The following is an 18,328-nucleotide window of genomic DNA, read 5'->3' on the forward strand; positions in this document are numbered from 1 at the left end:
GTAAAAAGCCTACTCGATATCATCCCAGCGGAAGCGAGGATCCCAAAAAATAAACCTATAAAAACAAGTTTTTTATAGGTTTTACTGGATTCCCGGTTTCTCGCCGGAATGACATAAAACAATCTATGCCACAAAGCCCTTAGTCGCTTGCAATGATGACTCGGGTATCCATACGACAAAGCTAAGACTTATTCTGAGCAAAAATATTATTAGCTTCTTCTAGCTCATTTTTAGTATTAACACCAACAATTAAATCATGATCAGTAGATAATAAATATGAAACTTTTTCACCGTGATTTTTACATATTTTTACTATTTCAGTTAAATAAACTTCCTTATGACCGTTAGTATTAGTAGCAAATAAAGGTAAGTATTTATTTAAAATTTCGCTACTGAAAGCCATAATACCTGAATTACAAAGCTTTATGTTTTTCTCTTCTGCGCTTGCATTTTTGTGTTCGATTATCTCTAAAAATTCACCATTTTTATCAGTAGCTATTCTCCCATATTGAACCGGATTTGCTCTCTCAAAGCTTAAAGTCACTAATGCAGAATTAGTAAGGCTTAAATAAGCTATTAATTCATGCATAAGTTTTGGAGTAATAAGAGGATGATCAGCGTATAAAACTAATATTATTTTATTTTTATTAATTAAATCTATTGCTGCATAAGTAGCATGAGCTGTGCCTTTAGGTTCTTCTTGCAGTACAAAGCGACACATATTTGCATAGGGCGTTAAATGTTTTTTAAGTTCTTCTGAATACACTATAATTACATCATTTGTAACGTTAAGCGAATTCTTTAATACCGTTTCAAGCATTGGAACTCCACCGACTTTATGCATTACTTTCGGTAAATCGGACTCCATTCTAGTACCTTTACCGGCTGCTAAAATAATTATTTGATAATTTGCATCGTTATAAGTCATGGTTCTCCTTGTATTATTTCGTAAACATCATCAGATAACTCATAATTCCCAAAAACTCTTTGCACATCATCGCTTTCTTCTAAAACTTCCACAAGCTTTAGTAATTTTTCGGCTTTTTCCTTATCATCTATAATTATTGTATTTAATGGGATCCAGCCTATATACGAATCTTCAGGTATGCCGTATTTGCCAGTTAAAAATTCTAGAACTTTAGAGAAATTTTCAATATCCGTATAGATTGTATGGGTGGTATCATCGGATATAATATCATGCCCCCCGGCTTCTATGACTGCCTCTAAAATATCTTTATTAGATGCTATATTTATTGGATACTGAATAACTCCGCAATGGTTGAATAAATAATTGACACTACCGGTTTCGCCTAAACTCCCACCATATTTAGTAAAACTAGAGCGTACTTCTGCAGCAGTGCGGTTTTTATTATCGGTTAAAGCTTCAACTATTATAGCAATACCATTCGGTGCATAACCTTCATATCTAATTTCCGTATAATTTTCGTTATTAGAAGAATCATTAGCACTATTAATAGCTTTATCTATTCTTTCTTTAGGGAGATTTTGACTACGTGCAGCGGTTAAAGCATTTCTAAGACGTGGATTATTTTCAGGGTTATTAGAAGAACCGGTTTTAGCTGCAGTAACTATTTCACGAATTAATTTAGTGAAAACTTTTGCTCTTTTTTTATCTTGAGCCCCTTTACGATGCTGAATATTTTTGAACTTTGAATGACCGGCCATATTTATTTCTTTTCTTTCAAAAGTAGTATTATATACTCTGAAGTAAAATGAAAAGTAATATACGAAGATCAACTGGAAAAAGAGCAAGGAGTCTGCAAACCGAGGAGCGGAGCATATAATAAACACTCAGCATCCGAGGACTTACAAAGACGACGTAGCTAATTTTTCAAGTTCATCGAGTATATTTTTTTCTCCAAAAACGATTAATTAACCTTGTTTTGCTTTAAATCTTTTATTCTTTTTATTTATTACAAAAATTTTGCCTCTTCGTTTAACGATCTGACAATCTTTATCACGTTTTTTTAACGATTTTAATGAGCTAACAACTTTCATAAAATATACTTTTACATTTAATTTGGATTGATAATAAACATTTTTATTTAATCAGTCAATTAGGTTCTGTACTCTTGTAATAGAATAATCATAATTATGGCCATTTTTAGTTGCAAATTATAAGATTTTTTTGAAATATGAATAACTATTTCTGCAAAAATCTTATTAATTTTTGCTAAAAAATATCTCAAAATTATAATCATTAATCAAAAGTGTACAGGACCTAACAATTTTAAGTATTTAAAAATACCATGTTTCGTGGTTTTTAACTATAAATTTAACCAATAATTACAAAGGGATCAAATTATGAATAAATATTCATTATATAACTTTACTCAAGAAACTATAAATGAAATCAAGCAAAATGGAAGAGAATGGAGTTTAAACAAACCATATTATGATGAATTTCTTGTTGAATTACCGAAATTAGTTCCAAAATTTGATCTATCTGAAATAATTACAGTAGATTATAGATTATCCAGGTAAACATGTATCCATATTTAATGCAGTAGGGGAGCTAGCATCATATGCTCAACTTGCTAAATGGGCTGAGAATGCTATTAAAGATGAGCAGCAAGGTGAAAATGAAAAAGCTAATAATCAATGGAAAGCTATAAAAGCAGTATTAGAGCATGCTAAAACATCAGGTATAGATTATTGTAGTTTAATAAGAGGCTGGGAAAATAATAAAGGGGCAGCACAAGGCGATCAGATACTGAAACTTCTTTTAAACAAAGTGAAACAAAATATTGACTTAAGTATAGATGAACTGAAGATAGCTAAAATCATAATAGACGAAGCAGATAAAGGAGAATACGGCTTATACGCTATTCCAAATAATTATAAAAATAATGAAAATGCAAAACATGCAGCTAACGAACATAAAAAATGGTATGAAAGCGTAATTAAAGATGATGATTTTTCAATGTTAAGCTTTAAGCTATAGTGTGGATACAAGCTCTATATTGCAAGAAAAAGATCTAATTGATCTATCTGAGGATGATTCTACTATATCTCCAGAAATGTCAAAGGAACAAAATAATCTTAACGATCAACAACTTGCAGCTTTGGTTCATCAAGCAACTGCTCACGCTAACAGAGAGGAAATACCACATATACAACCTTCTACTAGTTCTAATAGAGGAGAGAGCGGTACAGAAGATACTATTTTAGGTATGCAAGCTTAAGGATTTAGTAACATTAATTAATGCCGGAGTTCAAGTTTTAGATGGGACTACTAATCCTCAAGATGCTCAAGGTAGCACTGCTGAAGACTTTGTAACACAAGTAAGTAATCTTTTGCAAGCGACAGGAGGCGATATTAATAATTTGTTGGATATGGTACCCGATATATTAGGTAATCCTCAAAACACTAATGATGCTGCTTGGGATTTATATTAAATCCTTACCTCTTAAATGCTATAACTTCCCTTGCTTCATAAGATAAGTTATGGTAGGCTAGTTTATCTTATTGTAACTCAAGTTATTTTAGCGTTGTCGGTATGGTTTGGGAATTATGCCAAAATTGTTATTGCGAGCGACTACAAGGAGCGTGGCAATCCAGCAAAACAATACAAAAATTCTGTAAATCAGAATTTTTTACTGGACTGCTTCGTCAATTACTCCGTAATTTTCCTCTCAATGACGTTAAAACCATACTACTCCTATTATTATCCTTTATCCTCTTCTCTAATCCGGCTATTGCCGATCCTGAAATAGCTGAATCCTTTAAATGTTCAAAACTTTTTCCTTACTTTGAAAAAAAATTTAATATCCCATCTAATACGTTACATTCAATAGCTTTAAAAGAATCGGGAAAAAAACATACAACCCGTAAAATTAGAGTAGTATGGCCTTGGACAGTAAATGTTGAAGGAAAAGGCTATTATTTTAACACAAAAAGAGAAGCCGTAAGTTTTGTTAGAGTAGAGCTTATAAAAGGGCGAGAGAGTATTGATGTCGGATGCATGCAGATTAACTTAAGGCATCATTTAGGGGCTTTTAATTCCCTTGAACAGGCATTTGATCCAAATAATAACATTCGTTACAGTGCAGAATTTTTGCGTTCAAAATATGATCAGCTAGGGAGCTGGCACAAGGCGATAGCTCATTATCATTCCGCTACACATTCTTTAGGGTTTAAATATAAACAAGATGTAGTTAAAATAGCAAGTAATATGGCTCTTTATAAAGCATCCTTACATAGTTATCTAAATAATAATGAAGGGGCTTTAGAAGATACAATTCCAGTAAATAATAACAAAGTTCAAAAAAAATCACTTTTTAGTGGTAATAAAAGATACAGAAGTAGTATTATGATACAGGTTCCTGCTAAAATTAATTAATGCTATGAATATTAAATTAATTACATGTTTTTTAATATTAGTAAGTGCGGTAAAAGTAAATGCCGATTTTAACAGTATTCAAGATAATTTTGAATATCAGGAAGAGCAATTAATAATAGAATTACCTTGGAGCGATTGTACCGAAATTCATAAATTATTAGAGGAAAAATTATCTTTTTCAGAACAACAAATAAAAAAAGAAAATAAAATTCGTGAGAAATATAAACAATTTTATTTAAAACATAATAATCCTACTAATTTTTCTATGCAATTTCTTGAGAAAAAATCTGAGACTAATGGAGTAGAAACTTTAATATCAGGTTTTTTAAAATTTTGTGAAGATAATTTTCAAACTAGTAAAAGTAAATCTAATTCCCTAAATTATTATATTAAAAAACAACAAGACCAATGGTTTAATGATATAAGAAATGAGAATTACAAAATATATTATAGAAAAAAATACGAAGATAATATCTTTAGAAATAATTAATTAAGGCAAATATATATCTTGTATAACCTAAATTGTTTCGATAATTTTATATAAAATTGTGTTAGTGTAGTTAAGTGTTAGATTTTAAAAGTGTTGTTGATTTATTCGAAACATTACCTACTGAACAAAAGTGCATAATTATTTTACTGATATACGTTGGGCTAACGGAGCTTATTGTCCGTATTGCGGCAACCAAAAGATTTTTCATTATGCGGATGGAACGAATCACAAATGTTAGGCATGTAAAAAGCGTTTTAGTATCAAAGTTGGCACAATTTTTGAAAATAGTCAGATTTCTTTAAAGAAATGGTTTACAGCAGTTTTGCAAGTTACTACGCAAAAAAAAAGTTTATCATCGTTACAGCTTTCAAGAGATATTAATGTTACCCAAACAACTGCATGGTTTATGCTTCATAGGATTAGAGAAGTGACTAAACTAGAAAGTTTTAGTATTCCTTTAAAAAGCACTGTAGAAATAGATGAGACGTATATTGGTGGTAAAGAAAAGAACAAACATCAAAATAAAAAAACTAAAAGTACACAAGGTTGCAGCACAAAGACAAAAACCGTTGTAATCGGCATGATAGAGAGAAACGGTAACGTTAAGGCTCAAGTTATAACAAAGGTTAATTCAAAGACCATAGAAAAAATTGCAATAAATAATATTCTAATAGGGTCAACTATTTTATCTGATGAATGGGGAGCTTACAAGGTATTAGAAAAGTTATATAATCATGAATATATAAATCACGACTTAGGTAAATATATAAGAGAGTCTGTGTCCACAAACACGATAGAAAGCTTTTGGGCGTTGTTTAAGCGTGGTATAGTCGGACTCTTATTCTATTAGAAAAAAACACATAGAGAGATATTTAAACGAGTTTGTATTTAGGTGCAACCATAAAAACTATAATGTAAGCAATATGTTTAATGCTATACTTTTAAATACAGGTAATTATTTATTTTATAAAGCCTTGGTAGGTCGGTATGAAACTCAAAGTAGCTAAAAACGGAGAATTATCTTTTAACGAGGTTTTAGCAATGATAGGTCAAGCTCCGTTAAAAATTAATTCTCCAGAGATTGCAGGAGACAAAATCCCTAAACCATTTATAAAATTTATAAAATGGGCAGGGGAAAAAGAAGCCTTATCAAAGAGTTGTGCTTACGCTTACCTGCTAGTACAATAATCATTATGAGCCTTTAGGAGGAGCACTTTTTTTTGCACTCGTTCCAGACAAAGCTATTATATCAGATATAAACTTAGATTTCATACAAGGTAGTTAAGGATGAAGCTCGAGCATTAATTGAGCTGTTAGCTAAGCATAAAGCTAATCACTCTCAAGATTATTACTATGCTGTTAGAAAGAACGCAAATAGTGATAACCCTATTGAGATAGCAACACGTTTCATATACCTTAACAAGACTTGTTATAATGGTCTTTATAGAGTAAATAGCACAAAGGAGAGTGCAACGTCCCGATGGGAGCTTATATGAATCCTAATATTCTTGATAAGGATAACATACTTGCGTGTAGTAAAGCTTTACAAAATGCTGAAATAATATATCAGGATTTCAGCAATATTTCGCCTAAGCCTAAAGATTTCGTTTATATAGACCCGCCATATCAACCTATTAATAATACTTCATTTACAAAATATACAAAGCTTGGCTTTACAGAGACAGATCAGGTTAAGCTTTATGAAAAATGCAGAGCATTAAATAAGAAAGGTGTATATTTTATTTCAAATTCAGATAGCGATTTTATATTATATCATCCAGAACGTCACCCTAATTGCCTAGTTATAGAATCTAAGTGGCAACAATCAGGAGGATCGGTTGATGAACAATATACTTATCTTGTGCTAAACATAAAAAAACAAGGAATTTATGATACTATAATAATAATTGATGGTAATGGATATAAAAAAGAAGCCTTGAAATGTTTCAAGGATCAAGTTGGCAGTAATTTAATAGAAGTGTTTAGTATGTCTGAATTTACATCTTGGGTAAATAAAAAGAAAATATAGGTTATACAAGTATATAATTCCCTTAATTTATTTCAGTACTTGATGCATATATTATTTAATTTATATTAACTGTTAATATACAGGGTTATTTATGTTAAAGAAATTTATATTAGTATTGTTGTGTATAAGTAGTTATAAATCTCTAGGAGAATCTAATAAGACCGAGAACAATGTTTCAGCGATAGAAAGAAAAAAAGTTTCTAGTAATGATAAACAACTAAAACCTGTCTACTTAGAGCATTTTGATCTAACTTCGGATTTAAATCCTACAGCAAAAAGCCTGTTGAGTTTAGAACCTTTATCACCTAATTAATAACAATACGAAACCTAGTAGATATTCAGGAGAATTTTGAAGGGCTAGATAGAGTTAAAGGGGATGATATTCGCACTGCAAGACAGAGAGAACTTGTTCAAAATAGTTTGCTAGGAGATTTTTTAGGGGGTTTTATTTCTCGACCGCCACCAACAATTTTAGGAGAGAAAATTCAAGATAGGAGAGGATTATATATTCAACAGACTAAAGCTAAAAAATCACCGAAATAATGCAGTAGAGGCGATAAGTAACAGTTTATTTATCAAGCATGCAGCTAATGATATAATAAGTCGATTAGGGATGATTGATAAGGATTTTTCGGATATTCTAGAAATATCGGCTAAATGCGGTTATCTTACGAGCTTACTAACAAATGCTTATCGAAGTGCCGATATTACCGTAACAGATATGTCGCCTTTATTGCTTGATTCTTTTGAGCATAATCATAAATTATTAATCGATGATGAAGATTTAGCATTGCCAAAAGACTCTTTTGATTTAATTATTTATTCATTAGGGTTACACTGGATAAATGATGTACAACGCTTTTTATCTAATATAAGAATATTTTTAAAGTCTGACGGTATTTTTATCGGTAATTTTGTCGGAGGAAATAGCTTAAAGAATTTACGTAAATCCTTAATAGATGCCGAAATAGCAAGTGATTTTAAACACTCTCCTCATATTGCTCCTTTTATTCATTTTGATCATGTTCCGATTTTATTTTCGCAAGCAAGATTTGCCGAAGTAATTGTTGACTATGAAAATATAGAGCTAAAATTTGATAATCCTTTAGCTTTAATGAGAGAAATAAAAAATATAGGTGAGGCAAATTCACTAAATGCTAGTCATAATTATGCTATTTCTAAAAAGATGTTTTCTTTACTACAAAATTATACAAACGGCTTTGAAGATAATATTAATTTAATTAGTTTTATTGCTTCACCAAATAAGAATAGTATAAGATTAAAGTTGTTATAAAGGTGATAGTGGTGTATTTTAGCAGTATTACATCATTGCGAGGAAATTATGTAAGTAATTGACAAAGCAATCTCAGGATATTTGACAAGATTGCCACGCAGCCTATGGCTGCTTGCAATGACGATCCAACAATTTATTAAGGTCAAACAAATATGCAAGAATTTGATTTAGTGGTAATAGGTAGCGGTCCAGCCGGTTATACAGGCAGTATTAGGGCTGCTCAACTTGGTATGAAAGTAGCGTGTATTGAGAAAAGCGATACTCTTGGCGGCACTTGTTTAAATATAGGATGCATACCATCGAAAGTTTTACTGAATTCTTCCGAAAAATATGAAGTAGCTCTAAAACATTTTGAGAATATAGGTATTATTGCGGATGTAAAACTAGACTTACAAAAAATGCTAGCTAATAAAGATAAAGTAGTTCTTGATCTCACACAAGGTATAGAAAGTCTCTTTGCCAAAAACAAAGTTACTAGGATAAAAGGTGAAGCTAAAATTAGCTCTAGTAATATCGTTGAAGTAAATAAAGAGCAAATTAAAGCCAAAAATATCCTAATTACTACAGGTTCCAGCGTCATAGAAATACCGAATATCAAAATAGACGAAGAATTTATTGTTTCATCTACCGGTGCTTTGAAACTTTCTAAAGTACCTGAGAACTTAATAGTAGTTGGCGGAGGGTATATAGGCTTAGAACTTGGTTCAGTTTGGCGTCGTTTGGGAGCTAAAGTAACGGTTATTGAGTATGCACCGAGCATTGTACCTATGCTTGATAAAGAAATTGCTACACAATTTATGAAACTACAGCAAAAACAAGGTATAGAGTTTAAACTGAATACTAAAGTGCTATCTGCTGAAGTAAAGTCAGGAAAAGTAAATCTGACAATAGAGGAGGACAGTAAGAGTTCAGTAGTAACAAGCAATGTTGTGTTGATGGCGGTAGGCAGAAAAGCCTATACGCAAAATCTAGGGCTTGAGTCTGTCGGTATTATTACGGATAAGCAAGGTAGTATTGAGATTAATGACCGGTTCCAAACAGCAATTTCAAATATTTATGCAGTCGGTGATGTGGTAAAAGGAGCTATGCTTGCTCATAAAGCCGAGGAAGAGGCTGTAGCTGCCGTAGAAATTATGGCAGGGCAGGCAGGACATGTTAACTATAACTTAATTCCAAGCGTAATATATACTTATCCTGAAGTAGCAAGCGTCGGTGAAACGGAAGAACAGCTAAAAGAAAAAGGCATTAATTATAAAGTCGGTAAGTTTCCGTTTTTAGCAAATAGTAGAGCAAGAGCAATCGGTAGTACGGAAGGTATGGTTAAGATCCTTGCCGATAGTAAAACCGATAGGGTTTTAGGAGCTCATATTATAGGAGCTGATGCAGGTACATTAATTGCCGCGCTTACGGCTTATATGGAATTCGGAGCAGCTTCAGAAGATATAGCAAGAACCTGCCACGCTCACCCAACTTTAAGCGAGGCTATAAAAGAGGCAGCACTTAGTGTAGATAAGAGGACTATTAATATGTGATATATTTCTACGTCATTGCAAGGAAAAACTGTAAGTTTTGACGAAGCAATCTCAAGCGTCCTGCTTTATGAGATTGCCACGCTCCTTGCAGTCGTGGCGTTGTTGCATGGCTTGAAAAACCAGTTCGGTGTCATACCGTGGCTTGACCACGGTATCCAGTAAAACCACTCAAAATACTAATAATATTAGTATTTTTAACTAGATCCCACGAACAAGTCGTGGGATGACAGAGATGAAGCGAGCCATACCACAAGGCCTTCAGTCGCTCGCAATGACGAATTTAAGGATATTTATGACCAAACAAGAGCTGCGTCTTTATTTCAAAGAATTTTTAATAAAAAACCAAGATAAGATTAATTCCGATTTAGTCAAAAACTCTCTAATCAATAAAATTAGCCGGTTATTACAGGAGTTAAAAGTAAAGACAGTAGGACTTTACTTTCCTCTAAAATACGAAATTAACTTACTTGAAATAACAAACTTACATCCTGAAATAAGATTCTTCCTACCGAAAATCATAAAAAATGAGATAAAATATTGTTCTTATCATTATAACGATCAATTGGCTTTAGGGACTTTTAAAACCTATGAACCTATAAATAATGATTTTTTTATTCCTGAGTTAGTTATTATCCCAGGACTTGCGTTTAGTAAGGAGGGTTATAGACTTGGATACGGCCAAGGACATTTTGACCGATATCTTAATAATAACCGAAATATATTAACCGCCGGAGTTTGTTTAAAAGAACAATTAATAGATAATTTTTTGATTGAATCTCATGATCGTAAACTTAAATTTATGATTTCGGTATAATAACCTTAACTTTTTATTGTAAAAATATTAATTTATATATTATTATAAAAATCAACTTAGGGTAAAATAGTTGATATAATAAAAAAATTGTCGTATTGATCGGTGTACCTTTTGCTTTTTTTGCACAAGCAGTTGAAGATTGGCTAGAAACAGGACAAATATCCGGCGATACTCAGACTGGAGATATTTGCTTTCAATTAGCATTAGTAGGAGTAGGGACACTTATCATAGCCCAGGCATTTAGTAACTTGCCTGATTATGTATACAACGAATATGTCAAAGTAGTACAAGATAGTGAGATACAAGTTACATTAGTGGGCTAATTTTTTTCTATTCATAATAGGCTACAAATTATTTGATTTATAGCTTTTTTCTTATAAGTTATTACACAAACTTATTATTTCATCTTTATATTTTTGTTTGTGTAAATATTTGCTTTTTAAATTTAGATTTTTAAAATCCTTGTGATTCAATGGCGGGTATTTACTAAGCTTTATTAAATCTTCATCTAAAATAAAATGCTTACGAGGAATATTTATAGTTTGTGCATTCTCTTCACGATAAGCTGCAAGCATTTGAATTTTGTGATTAAAACTCTTATCATCACTTCCATATTTTATTTTTTTCCAAGCATCTTTCGGCTCAACCTTATAATTTCTAACATCTAATAAAGCACTAAGAGTAGTTTGATATTTATTAGTTAAATTATTTCTAACAATTATATTATTTACCTCTTTATATATCTTATACAAATACTCCACGTCTAACATTGCATAATTTAACATATCACTAGTAATAGGGCGTTTTAGCCAGTTAGATTTTTGGTGGGTTTTATCGATAGTAATACCGATTAGCTTATAGCAAAGGTCATCATAGCTTAGCTGTTTACCGAATCCGCAAATATTTGCTGCAATTTGTATATCAAAAACATTAGCAGGTAGTGTTTTAAATAAATTATAGAAAATCTCTAAATCTTCACGAGGAGCATGAAATATTTTAGTAATATTATTATCTGCAAGCAGCTTATTAAAAATATTCAGATCTAAATTGCTTAATGCATCAATTATTCCGCAATATTCTTCTGCTTTAACTTGAATTATACTAAGCTGAGCATAATAAGTATAGCGACGCTCAAATTCCGTATCTATGCTTAAGCATGCCTTATTTGCTAACCGGTTACAAAATCCTTCTAATGTTTTTTGATTATCGATAATTTGCATAGAAGCTATTTATAAAGCTCCGATAATTTTTAAGAAAAGATTAGTATGAGATAACGACAGAACCACTTCAAGACCGATTAAAATAATAATAATCCACTCAAGTTTGGTGGAATGTTTATAATTAAGATCGTTTGAAAGAATGTTTAAAAGTTCGTGAATCATATTAAGACGATGATTCATTATATTTTGCCGTATTTCTATGTCTTGAAACTCTGCTGTCATGAGATATAGAGGCTCATAACTCGGACGACGCCAAAAAAATTCTGGAGTATCGAATATATCGCTATGCAAACTGATTGAATAACGCTCGTTAAATAATATACCTATTTGCTGTAATATCTCCTTTTTAGAAAGCGATACGCTACCGGTTCTAGCTAGTTCCTGTTGTATAGGGGTTGTCTGAACAATCAAGTTACTAACAGATTGCTCAAGAACACTAAGTTTAACCGATTGTGCAAGAGCATGGGAAATAGAAAGTTTAACAAAAACTGATTTATCTGCTAAGATTATTTTATTTTTTTCTTCATCAATAAATGTTTTCTTGACTTCCGTATTATATTCAAAATAAATATAATCGGATACCGGCTCTTTAAGCTTATTTACTGGTACTAAATCAGTATCGCTTAAAACTATTTTTTCTTGAATTTCATCGCCGCCCCAAATAGTTACACAACCAAACGGAAAGAAAAATATCTCTATAAAATCAGAATCTTTATTTATCTCTTTCCGAATATATAAAACATCATCAAAATGTTGAGGTTCAAGACCAATCTTTTTTAAATTAGTAACTAGATCACTCATCTTATATTCGGAAGAAGTACAGTAAGATGAACATCTCATGATTATTACGTTTAATTTATATAAATTTAGAGTATAGTAGTTAGGAACCTATAAAGTCAATAATATTATAATTATGTATGAAATATTAAGTAATAGAGACGTTATCAAAATAATAGGTTTCGATTCCGTAAAGTTCCTACAAAATCTCATTACTAACGATATTTGTAAGAGTATAGTCAATTCAGTTGAATTCGGATACAAGGAGCGAGGAGCGAAGCCAATAATAGGCGAGACGACGAGTAACGCAGTAGGCGAGTCCAAATCAATTGACTATAATTATTGCTATACTTATTTGCTTAATAATCAAGGAAGATATTTATTTGATTTTTTCGTGTATGTTCATAACCCTGAGGAAATTTACCTTGATATTGATAAAAGTAATAAAGCTGCTTTGATAGAGTATTTAAACTTCTATAAATTTCGCTCAAAAATACAAGTAATAGATTGTAGTAACGAATATAAAGTTATCTACTCACTGCAAAAATTAGATATAGAATCGCTAATTACGGTTCGTGATCCTCGTTATGCTAAGCTTGGTTTCCGCTCAATAAATAAGCTCGATGTCATACCGCTGTGCGGTATCCAGACAATAATTAAAAAAGACTGGACCCCGTGGTCAAGCCACAGGGTGACAGAGGGGGAACCGCCCCCCTCAACAACATCTCCCTGCGAAAACGGGAATCCAATATACCTAGAAGATAAATATAATTTTGCAATAATAGATGGTGTGGAAGATTTAATCACAGATAAATCTATTCCAAATATGTATGGTGCTGAGGAGTTAAATGCAATTAGTTTTGATAAAGGTTGTTATGTCGGGCAGGAAGTGATTTCAAGGGCTAAATATCAAGGAGTTATAAGAAGAAAGATATATAAAATTACAGCAGATGAAGATTTATCTTCATTAGTTAAAGATGAAGAAATACTCGCAGATAACAATACAATCGGCGTAATATGCTCAAGTTATCACAATAAAGCAATTGCCTTAATCAGAGAAGAAAAATATCTTGCCGATAAAGAAGCTGATGTTACCGTTAAAGGGATTAAAATCAACTTATCTCTCGCACCTTGGTATTAAATAATAGTTAATTTTTTAATAATTACTTGACATTTATCAAGTTTTCATGTATTATTATAATTATAAATAGACACAAAAGATACAAACCATATTTCATGGTATTTTTTATAAAAAATTAATATAAATTGGAGACTTTTATGTATACACCTTTTCAATTATTAACTTCAGGAAACATACAATTAATACCGGCTATATTAAACAGAACTAATGTTAACAACAAACTTAATATTTTTGAAGCTCTTTGTAGTTTAATACCTCAACAATAAGATCAGAATGTTAAAAATGTTTTAGAAAATATTGCTGTACAGATATTAAACAAAATGATCCTAATCACTGACAATAATTGGGATAAGAAAGATACAAACGGTAATACTATACTTGAATGGGGTATTTGGAGTAATAGCTCCAATGTTATTGATGTATTTCATCATAACCCTGCACTTATGGCAAAATTTGTTTCAACTGAGAAAGCACAAATTCATAATTTTTTCTGTGTTGCTATGGAGTCGCATATTTCTGATGATTTCCGTAAGACACAAATTGAAAAATTTACACAATTAGGTTTAGATATTAATGATCTTGGTCAAGATAATCATATTGCTTTATATTCTACAATAAATATCAGCTTATTACTAATAATCCGAGTAATCAAAATATAAGTTTATTTCAAACTCAAATGGATAAATATTATAAAATAATTGAGAATCTAGTTAAATTTGGTGTTAATCCTTCGCTTGAAGCAAATAATATATTAAATTTATTAGCTACCGGTACTTTACAAATACAAAATACAATATCTAAAATGTCTGATAATGGTCATAAATATTTAGCTCAAGCAGGTTTTAAAACTTTAATAATGAATGTAAAGGAATTAGTAGAAAAAACATTAGGAAATTGTAACCTTGAAAATTCTACCGGTGGTAATAATATGATTGCTACGCTTGGTAATATAATATGGTCTATTAAACAAGATATTGCAAAAGCATCCGGTCAAGAAAAAACATTGTTAATCAACAATTTTAAAGAACTGAAATCTTTAGCTGAGCCTATAATAGAAAAAATAGTAAAACAGCAAGGATTTAATCCTAACATTATGGATCAATTGAATTCTAATGCAATAGCATGGTTCGGTGAATTTGGAGCCGAATTCTTAGAAAATGCATAAAAATACGCATACAAAACCTGATGTAAATTTCTATGATAAGAGTGGTAAAACACCACTTGATTGGTATAGCGATTATAACGCTACTAAAATCGTAGAAACTTTAATAAAAAATGGCGGTAATGTATCTTCAGTGTACTCAAGATGCAGCTACTCCTAGCCATAGATTATTTTTAAACAATTCAAAAGTATAATGCTAGCAACCCAAAACTGCCAACTCTAAAAGCATTATTAAATAAAGAAAACAAGCCACCGTTTGATCCAAGTATCAAGATGGTAGGTAATAAAAACTGCAGCAGATGTATGAGAAGAGAAAAAAACAGCTATAGTTGATGACAATGATTGTCATAATGCACTTGATGAGTACACAACTTGGTATAATAACGATTATACTGTAGCATCATTAGGTCAGGGCAGTAGAAGTTTAATCTTTATGAATAAAAATGAGTCTTGTATGTCATTCCTAGCTAAAAGCGGCCTTATTGCATGGCTCGTTTATGTCATGCCCGCAGAAGCAGGAATTTCAGCATAAAGCGAGCTTTAAAAAAATCTTTTAAAAAGTTTTGAAGTACTGGATTCCCGCCTACGCGGGAATGACATCGAGTCTTATGACACCCATGTGTATTCGTAGGAATTACATACTTTTTTAACTCCACAAAAATATTGTTTGTTTCTTTTTTTATCTTTATTATTATTTGCATAGAAAATCCCTATAACTTAACTCTATGCCAAATATAGATCTCCTTATTTTTACTAGCTTTTTAGCGATTAATTTGCTAGTTGGACTTCTAAATATCACAAATATAAAAAATATTTGCGAATATGCGATAGGAACAAGGAATTTTTCTACAGGTACAATAGTCGCAACTCTTATTGTTACTTGGATCGGTACTAGTACTTTTTTAATCGATAATTCAAGAATATATACGGACGGATTATTGTACTTATTACCTAGTATATTCGGTAGCGTTGTTAGTTGGTTATTAATTAGTGACTTTATAGCTCCTCGTTTTGAGAATTTTTTGGGTAGCTTATCGGCAGCAGAAATAATAGGGGAGGCGTATGGTAACAAAGTTCGTATTCTTACGTCGATAGGTAGTATATTAATGTCTATAGGTAGGATTGCCATGCAATTCCACGTAGCAAGTTTAATATTACAGCTATTCTTTAACATTTCAAATTTTTACATAGATTTATGTATTGCCACTGTAATAATAAGCTATTCTGCTTTTGGCGGTGTAAAATCGGTTACTTTTACCGAAGCCGTACAGTTTTTTACTTATAGTGCAATTATTCCAGTAATAGGAATTTTCGTATGGAATGTTTTTAGCGATCCGCATATAGTTATAGACTCAAATGTACAAACTCGTCTTACTGATTTACAAGGATTGTTTCACTATACTAGTCCTAAATTTTGGATTTCTTTAAATATTTTTATATATTTTGTGATTCCATCACTTGGTCCTTCAATTTTTCAAAGAATATCGATGGCAGAAGACACAAGGCAAATATCACGAACATTTTTTATTTCGGCAGTTATTTGTCTTTTTTTATCCGTTTTATTCATTTGGATTGCAATATTATTATTGTCTCAAGATCCGGTAGTTAACGCCAATGAATTGTTTTTACGGATCATTAAAAGTTATATAGGATTTAAGGGGTTAATAGTCGGCGTTATTATGGCAATGATAATCGCAAGTACACACTCTTATATTAACGTTGCAGTGGTAACTTTTACTAATGACATAATTAAAAAAGCTTCATTAAATTATAATTATATAACCGCAATTACTATAGGATTAATAGGTTTTATTATATCGCTCTACATTAAAGATTTAATAAATCTATTTTTATTATTGCCGCTAATCACTTTGCCGTTAATTTTGTTAATATACGGTTTTAAATCAAGTGCCAAAAGTTTTTTTATCGGTATGATTACTGCAATATTAACTATTATATTGTGGCAAATATTTTCTTCAAGAGCAGTTCTAGGTATTTATCCGATACTACCGGCAACTATTGTAACTTTACTCTTTTTCCTTGAAAGCCATTATATTTTAAAGCAACCCGGAGGGTTTAGTTCTTTAAAAGAGCCGCTAACCGTTAAAATAATCAGGCAAGAGAGAGAAAGAAAAGGTGTGACTTTATTTCGTGATCTTAAGAATTTTAACATCTTTCAATATTGGGAAAGTACCCTACCAAATCAAGAAATTACTTATAGTTATGTCGGTATATTTATTTTAATATCGATGTTCTCATCTTTATATATCACATCAGGTAGCAGAATAATGAACAATTTGGAGATATATAATATTATTTACCATACCACACTTATAACTGCTGCAATATTAATTACTTATCCTTTATGGTCTTTAAAGTTTCAAAAGAATTATATTATATCTTTATCTGGGTTTGTGGCTACTTTCGTTATATTAATATTTTTCGGTAGTTTACTTGTTATATCAAGTAGTTTTGATCAACTGCAATTAATGTGTTTGATAATTAACTTACTTATAATTGCAACGATATTCAGGTGGCAAGCTACTTTACTACTTATGACCGTTACGTTTGCTAGTATAGAGCTTTATAAATATTTTATGGATGAGAAGTTATTAATTAGCATAGATAGTTTTCAATTCAAAGTAGTATATTCCTAACCTTATTTATTAGCCTTTTAATAGTATGCTTAAAACCAAGGCAGGAGCAAGAAAAATTAGTTAACCTAAAAAATACTCCTTTAGGTAATAGAGTTAATTATAGAGAGCAGGAATTAGAGAAGTTACTTGATTTGAAACATGAGTTCTTACGTAATATAAACCATGAAATCAATACACCGCTAACCGGTATTATTAGCCTTGGTGAAACCTTATGGGCTAATTATGATAAATTTAATGAAGATCAGCGTCGCAATGCAGTAGAGATTATAGCTAAAAGCTCTATTAAATTAAATAGCTTGATAAATAATATTCTAGATTTTTCAAAATTATCCAGTCTTAATTATGCACTCAATAAAAAAGATATAAACTTAAGCGAATTGCTACATGAAAGGATTAAAATATGTAAGAAATTATATCTAAACGGCAAAATCTTAAATTTTGTATCTGATATTGAAAAGAATATAATAATTATATTCTTTTCAATTTTAACTGTGATCCTCATTATATTAAACACACATTCGATAATCTAATAATAAATGCTATCAGCTATTGTAGTGAGGGAATAATAAAAATTGATCTACACATGCAAGAAAATAATATCTTGTTTTATTAGTATAAGAGACGATGGAATAGGAGTACTGAAAGAGGAATTGCAGAGTATATTCGGTGTATTTGTCGTAAGCTCTAAAACACGTACGGTAGGAGGTAGAGGAGTAGGACTTGCATTATGTAAGAAAGTAATAGAACTGCACGCCGGAAAAATTTGGGCAGAAAACGATAAACAGGGAAAGACTACTTTTATTTTTACGATGCCTTTGTAATTGAAAATGTCATTCCGTTGATCACAG

Annotated in this window: 26 protein-coding genes and 2 pseudogenes; 23 read left to right on the top strand and 5 right to left on the bottom strand. The window is 31.2% G+C overall.

Translation table 11 applies throughout. The features are described from left to right. Positions 1–181: 181 nt before the first annotated feature. The 3 genes from RC_RS03410 to ykgO form a co-directional block, all read right to left on the bottom strand. Complete coding sequence (locus RC_RS03410; RefSeq protein ID WP_010977303.1) at positions 182–928, bottom strand: sugar phosphate nucleotidyltransferase; 747 nt, start codon at positions 926–928, stop codon at positions 182–184. After that, a complete protein-coding gene (locus RC_RS03415) occupies positions 925–1,686 on the bottom strand; it encodes a YebC/PmpR family DNA-binding transcriptional regulator (protein WP_010977304.1) in 762 nt (253 codons plus the stop codon). Before RC_RS03415 ends, RC_RS03410 begins: the two co-directional genes overlap by 4 nt. Before the next feature lie 207 nt (positions 1,687–1,893). After that, positions 1,894–2,019 carry a type B 50S ribosomal protein L36 gene (ykgO, locus tag RC_RS03420; protein WP_004998227.1) on the bottom strand — a complete coding sequence of 42 codons (126 nt, stop codon included), beginning with the start codon at positions 2,017–2,019 and terminating at the stop codon, positions 1,894–1,896. A 306-nt stretch (positions 2,020–2,325) separates the two neighbouring features. Here ykgO and RC_RS11025 point away from each other — a divergent pair, with 306 nt between their 5' ends. The 15 genes and pseudogenes from RC_RS11025 (at position 2,326) to RC_RS03485 (ending at position 10,846) form a co-directional block, all read left to right on the top strand. Next, positions 2,326–2,505, top strand: a complete 180-nt coding sequence (locus tag RC_RS11025; RefSeq protein ID WP_010977305.1) for a hypothetical protein — start codon at positions 2,326–2,328, stop codon at positions 2,503–2,505. Between the two features lie 250 nt (positions 2,506–2,755). After that, positions 2,756–2,965 carry a hypothetical protein gene (locus RC_RS03430; RefSeq protein WP_004998229.1) on the top strand — a complete coding sequence of 70 codons (210 nt, stop codon included), beginning with the start codon at positions 2,756–2,758 and terminating at the stop codon, positions 2,963–2,965. Position 2,966: 1 nt separating this feature from the next. Continuing rightward, positions 2,967–3,420, top strand: a pseudogene (locus RC_RS11030) (hypothetical protein). 101 nt (positions 3,421–3,521) lie between these two features. Beyond that, entirely contained in the window at positions 3,522–4,364 is an 843-nt protein-coding gene (locus RC_RS03440; protein ID WP_010977307.1) for a lytic transglycosylase domain-containing protein, read from the top strand. 4 nt (positions 4,365–4,368) lie between these two features. Continuing rightward, positions 4,369–4,854 (top strand): DUF2532 domain-containing protein, encoded by a 486-nt coding sequence (locus tag RC_RS03445; protein WP_010977308.1) that lies wholly within the window; start codon positions 4,369–4,371, stop codon positions 4,852–4,854. A gap of 130 nt (positions 4,855–4,984) precedes the next feature. After that, positions 4,985–5,092 carry a transposase gene (locus RC_RS11230; protein WP_100206898.1) on the top strand — a complete coding sequence of 36 codons (108 nt, stop codon included), beginning with the start codon at positions 4,985–4,987 and terminating at the stop codon, positions 5,090–5,092. 84 nt (positions 5,093–5,176) lie between these two features. Further along, positions 5,177–5,704: an IS1595 family transposase gene (locus RC_RS08480; protein WP_010977309.1), complete on the top strand. Its 528-nt coding sequence runs from the start codon at positions 5,177–5,179 to the stop codon at positions 5,702–5,704. Positions 5,705–5,841: 137 nt separating this feature from the next. After that, complete coding sequence (locus tag RC_RS03455; RefSeq protein WP_010977310.1) at positions 5,842–6,042, top strand: hypothetical protein; 201 nt, start codon at positions 5,842–5,844, stop codon at positions 6,040–6,042. Between the two features lie 122 nt (positions 6,043–6,164). Beyond that, complete coding sequence (locus RC_RS10795; RefSeq protein WP_267878459.1) at positions 6,165–6,350, top strand: DNA adenine methylase; 186 nt, start codon at positions 6,165–6,167, stop codon at positions 6,348–6,350. Next, positions 6,335–6,883, top strand: coding sequence for a DNA adenine methylase (locus RC_RS03460; protein WP_010977311.1), 549 nt, complete (start codon positions 6,335–6,337; stop codon positions 6,881–6,883). Before RC_RS10795 ends, RC_RS03460 begins: the two co-directional genes overlap by 16 nt. A gap of 91 nt (positions 6,884–6,974) precedes the next feature. Then, positions 6,975–7,426: pseudogene (locus tag RC_RS03465) on the top strand (hypothetical protein). A gap of 31 nt (positions 7,427–7,457) precedes the next feature. Beyond that, on the top strand, positions 7,458–8,177 hold the full coding sequence (locus tag RC_RS03470) for a methyltransferase domain-containing protein (protein WP_267878460.1): 720 nt from the start codon (positions 7,458–7,460) through the stop codon (positions 8,175–8,177). A gap of 152 nt (positions 8,178–8,329) precedes the next feature. Beyond that, positions 8,330–9,709 carry a dihydrolipoyl dehydrogenase gene (gene lpdA, locus RC_RS03475; protein ID WP_010977314.1) on the top strand — a complete coding sequence of 460 codons (1,380 nt, stop codon included), beginning with the start codon at positions 8,330–8,332 and terminating at the stop codon, positions 9,707–9,709. Positions 9,710–10,001: 292 nt separating this feature from the next. Further along, positions 10,002–10,523: a 5-formyltetrahydrofolate cyclo-ligase gene (locus tag RC_RS03480; RefSeq protein WP_016830790.1), complete on the top strand. Its 522-nt coding sequence runs from the start codon at positions 10,002–10,004 to the stop codon at positions 10,521–10,523. 95 nt (positions 10,524–10,618) lie between these two features. After that, positions 10,619–10,846 (top strand): hypothetical protein, encoded by a 228-nt coding sequence (locus tag RC_RS03485; RefSeq protein WP_010977316.1) that lies wholly within the window; start codon positions 10,619–10,621, stop codon positions 10,844–10,846. Between the two features lie 51 nt (positions 10,847–10,897). Here RC_RS03485 and RC_RS03490 read toward each other — a convergent pair whose 3' ends face one another. Both RC_RS03490 and RC_RS03495 read right to left on the bottom strand, forming a co-directional pair. After that, positions 10,898–11,743 carry a ribonuclease D gene (locus RC_RS03490; RefSeq protein WP_010977317.1) on the bottom strand — a complete coding sequence of 282 codons (846 nt, stop codon included), beginning with the start codon at positions 11,741–11,743 and terminating at the stop codon, positions 10,898–10,900. A gap of 9 nt (positions 11,744–11,752) precedes the next feature. Then, complete coding sequence (locus RC_RS03495; protein ID WP_014410794.1) at positions 11,753–12,544, bottom strand: RMD1 family protein; 792 nt, start codon at positions 12,542–12,544, stop codon at positions 11,753–11,755. A gap of 112 nt (positions 12,545–12,656) precedes the next feature. On the opposite strand from RC_RS03495, the gene RC_RS03500 reads away from it, so the two are divergent. From RC_RS03500 to RC_RS09890, 8 genes are all read left to right on the top strand, one after another. After that, positions 12,657–13,661 (top strand): YgfZ/GcvT domain-containing protein, encoded by a 1,005-nt coding sequence (locus tag RC_RS03500; protein WP_010977319.1) that lies wholly within the window; start codon positions 12,657–12,659, stop codon positions 13,659–13,661. Between the two features lie 137 nt (positions 13,662–13,798). After that, positions 13,799–13,927, top strand: coding sequence for a hypothetical protein (locus RC_RS10800; protein WP_014273554.1), 129 nt, complete (start codon positions 13,799–13,801; stop codon positions 13,925–13,927). A gap of 54 nt (positions 13,928–13,981) precedes the next feature. Continuing rightward, a complete protein-coding gene (locus RC_RS03505) occupies positions 13,982–14,320 on the top strand; it encodes a hypothetical protein (RefSeq protein WP_010977320.1) in 339 nt (112 codons plus the stop codon). Positions 14,321–14,337: 17 nt separating this feature from the next. After that, on the top strand, positions 14,338–14,826 hold the full coding sequence (locus RC_RS07600) for a hypothetical protein (RefSeq protein ID WP_010977321.1): 489 nt from the start codon (positions 14,338–14,340) through the stop codon (positions 14,824–14,826). After that, positions 14,819–14,983 (top strand): ankyrin repeat domain-containing protein, encoded by a 165-nt coding sequence (locus tag RC_RS10280; RefSeq protein ID WP_010977322.1) that lies wholly within the window; start codon positions 14,819–14,821, stop codon positions 14,981–14,983. The genes RC_RS07600 and RC_RS10280 overlap by 8 nt, the downstream gene beginning before the upstream one ends. A 565-nt stretch (positions 14,984–15,548) precedes the next feature. After that, entirely contained in the window at positions 15,549–17,480 is a 1,932-nt protein-coding gene (locus RC_RS09880; protein ID WP_010977323.1) for a sodium:solute symporter family protein, read from the top strand. 131 nt (positions 17,481–17,611) lie between these two features. Next, on the top strand, positions 17,612–18,010 hold the full coding sequence (locus tag RC_RS09885; RefSeq protein ID WP_010977324.1) for a sensor histidine kinase: 399 nt from the start codon (positions 17,612–17,614) through the stop codon (positions 18,008–18,010). A 42-nt stretch (positions 18,011–18,052) separates the two neighbouring features. Continuing rightward, the gene (locus RC_RS09890) at positions 18,053–18,301 is read left to right on the top strand and encodes a sensor histidine kinase (protein WP_010977325.1); all 249 of its coding nucleotides are present in this window, start codon (positions 18,053–18,055) and stop codon (positions 18,299–18,301) included. Positions 18,302–18,328: the final 27 nt, after the last annotated feature.

Origin of the sequence: Rickettsia conorii str. Malish 7 (genome assembly GCF_000007025.1) — a bacterium.
Lineage (GTDB): Bacteria > Pseudomonadota > Alphaproteobacteria > Rickettsiales > Rickettsiaceae > Rickettsia > Rickettsia rickettsii.

What these genes read in the sequence shown, in the direction of transcription:
- RC_RS03410 (WP_010977303.1), bottom strand. Translation starts at nt 928, where the DNA reads ATGACTTATAACGATGCAAATTATCAAATAATTATTTTAGCAGCCGGT.
- RC_RS03415 (WP_010977304.1), bottom strand. Translation starts at nt 1,686, where the DNA reads ATGGCCGGTCATTCAAAGTTCAAAAATATTCAGCATCGTAAAGGGGCT.
- ykgO (WP_004998227.1), bottom strand. Translation starts at nt 2,019, where the DNA reads ATGAAAGTTGTTAGCTCATTAAAATCGTTAAAAAAACGTGATAAAGAT.
- RC_RS11025 (WP_010977305.1), top strand. Translation starts at nt 2,326, where the DNA reads ATGAATAAATATTCATTATATAACTTTACTCAAGAAACTATAAATGAA.
- RC_RS03440 (WP_010977307.1), top strand. Translation starts at nt 3,522, where the DNA reads ATGGTTTGGGAATTATGCCAAAATTGTTATTGCGAGCGACTACAAGGA.
- RC_RS03445 (WP_010977308.1), top strand. Translation starts at nt 4,369, where the DNA reads ATGAATATTAAATTAATTACATGTTTTTTAATATTAGTAAGTGCGGTA.
- RC_RS03455 (WP_010977310.1), top strand. Translation starts at nt 5,842, where the DNA reads ATGAAACTCAAAGTAGCTAAAAACGGAGAATTATCTTTTAACGAGGTT.
- RC_RS03460 (WP_010977311.1), top strand. Translation starts at nt 6,335, where the DNA reads ATGGGAGCTTATATGAATCCTAATATTCTTGATAAGGATAACATACTT.
- lpdA (WP_010977314.1), top strand. Translation starts at nt 8,330, where the DNA reads ATGCAAGAATTTGATTTAGTGGTAATAGGTAGCGGTCCAGCCGGTTAT.
- RC_RS03480 (WP_016830790.1), top strand. Translation starts at nt 10,002, where the DNA reads ATGACCAAACAAGAGCTGCGTCTTTATTTCAAAGAATTTTTAATAAAA.
- RC_RS03490 (WP_010977317.1), bottom strand. Translation starts at nt 11,743, where the DNA reads ATGCAAATTATCGATAATCAAAAAACATTAGAAGGATTTTGTAACCGG.
- RC_RS03495 (WP_014410794.1), bottom strand. Translation starts at nt 12,544, where the DNA reads ATGAGTGATCTAGTTACTAATTTAAAAAAGATTGGTCTTGAACCTCAA.
- RC_RS03500 (WP_010977319.1), top strand. Translation starts at nt 12,657, where the DNA reads ATGTATGAAATATTAAGTAATAGAGACGTTATCAAAATAATAGGTTTC.
- RC_RS10800 (WP_014273554.1), top strand. Translation starts at nt 13,799, where the DNA reads ATGTATACACCTTTTCAATTATTAACTTCAGGAAACATACAATTAATA.
- RC_RS03505 (WP_010977320.1), top strand. Translation starts at nt 13,982, where the DNA reads ATGATCCTAATCACTGACAATAATTGGGATAAGAAAGATACAAACGGT.
- RC_RS07600 (WP_010977321.1), top strand. Translation starts at nt 14,338, where the DNA reads ATGGATAAATATTATAAAATAATTGAGAATCTAGTTAAATTTGGTGTT.
- RC_RS10280 (WP_010977322.1), top strand. Translation starts at nt 14,819, where the DNA reads ATGCATAAAAATACGCATACAAAACCTGATGTAAATTTCTATGATAAG.
- RC_RS09880 (WP_010977323.1), top strand. Translation starts at nt 15,549, where the DNA reads ATGCCAAATATAGATCTCCTTATTTTTACTAGCTTTTTAGCGATTAAT.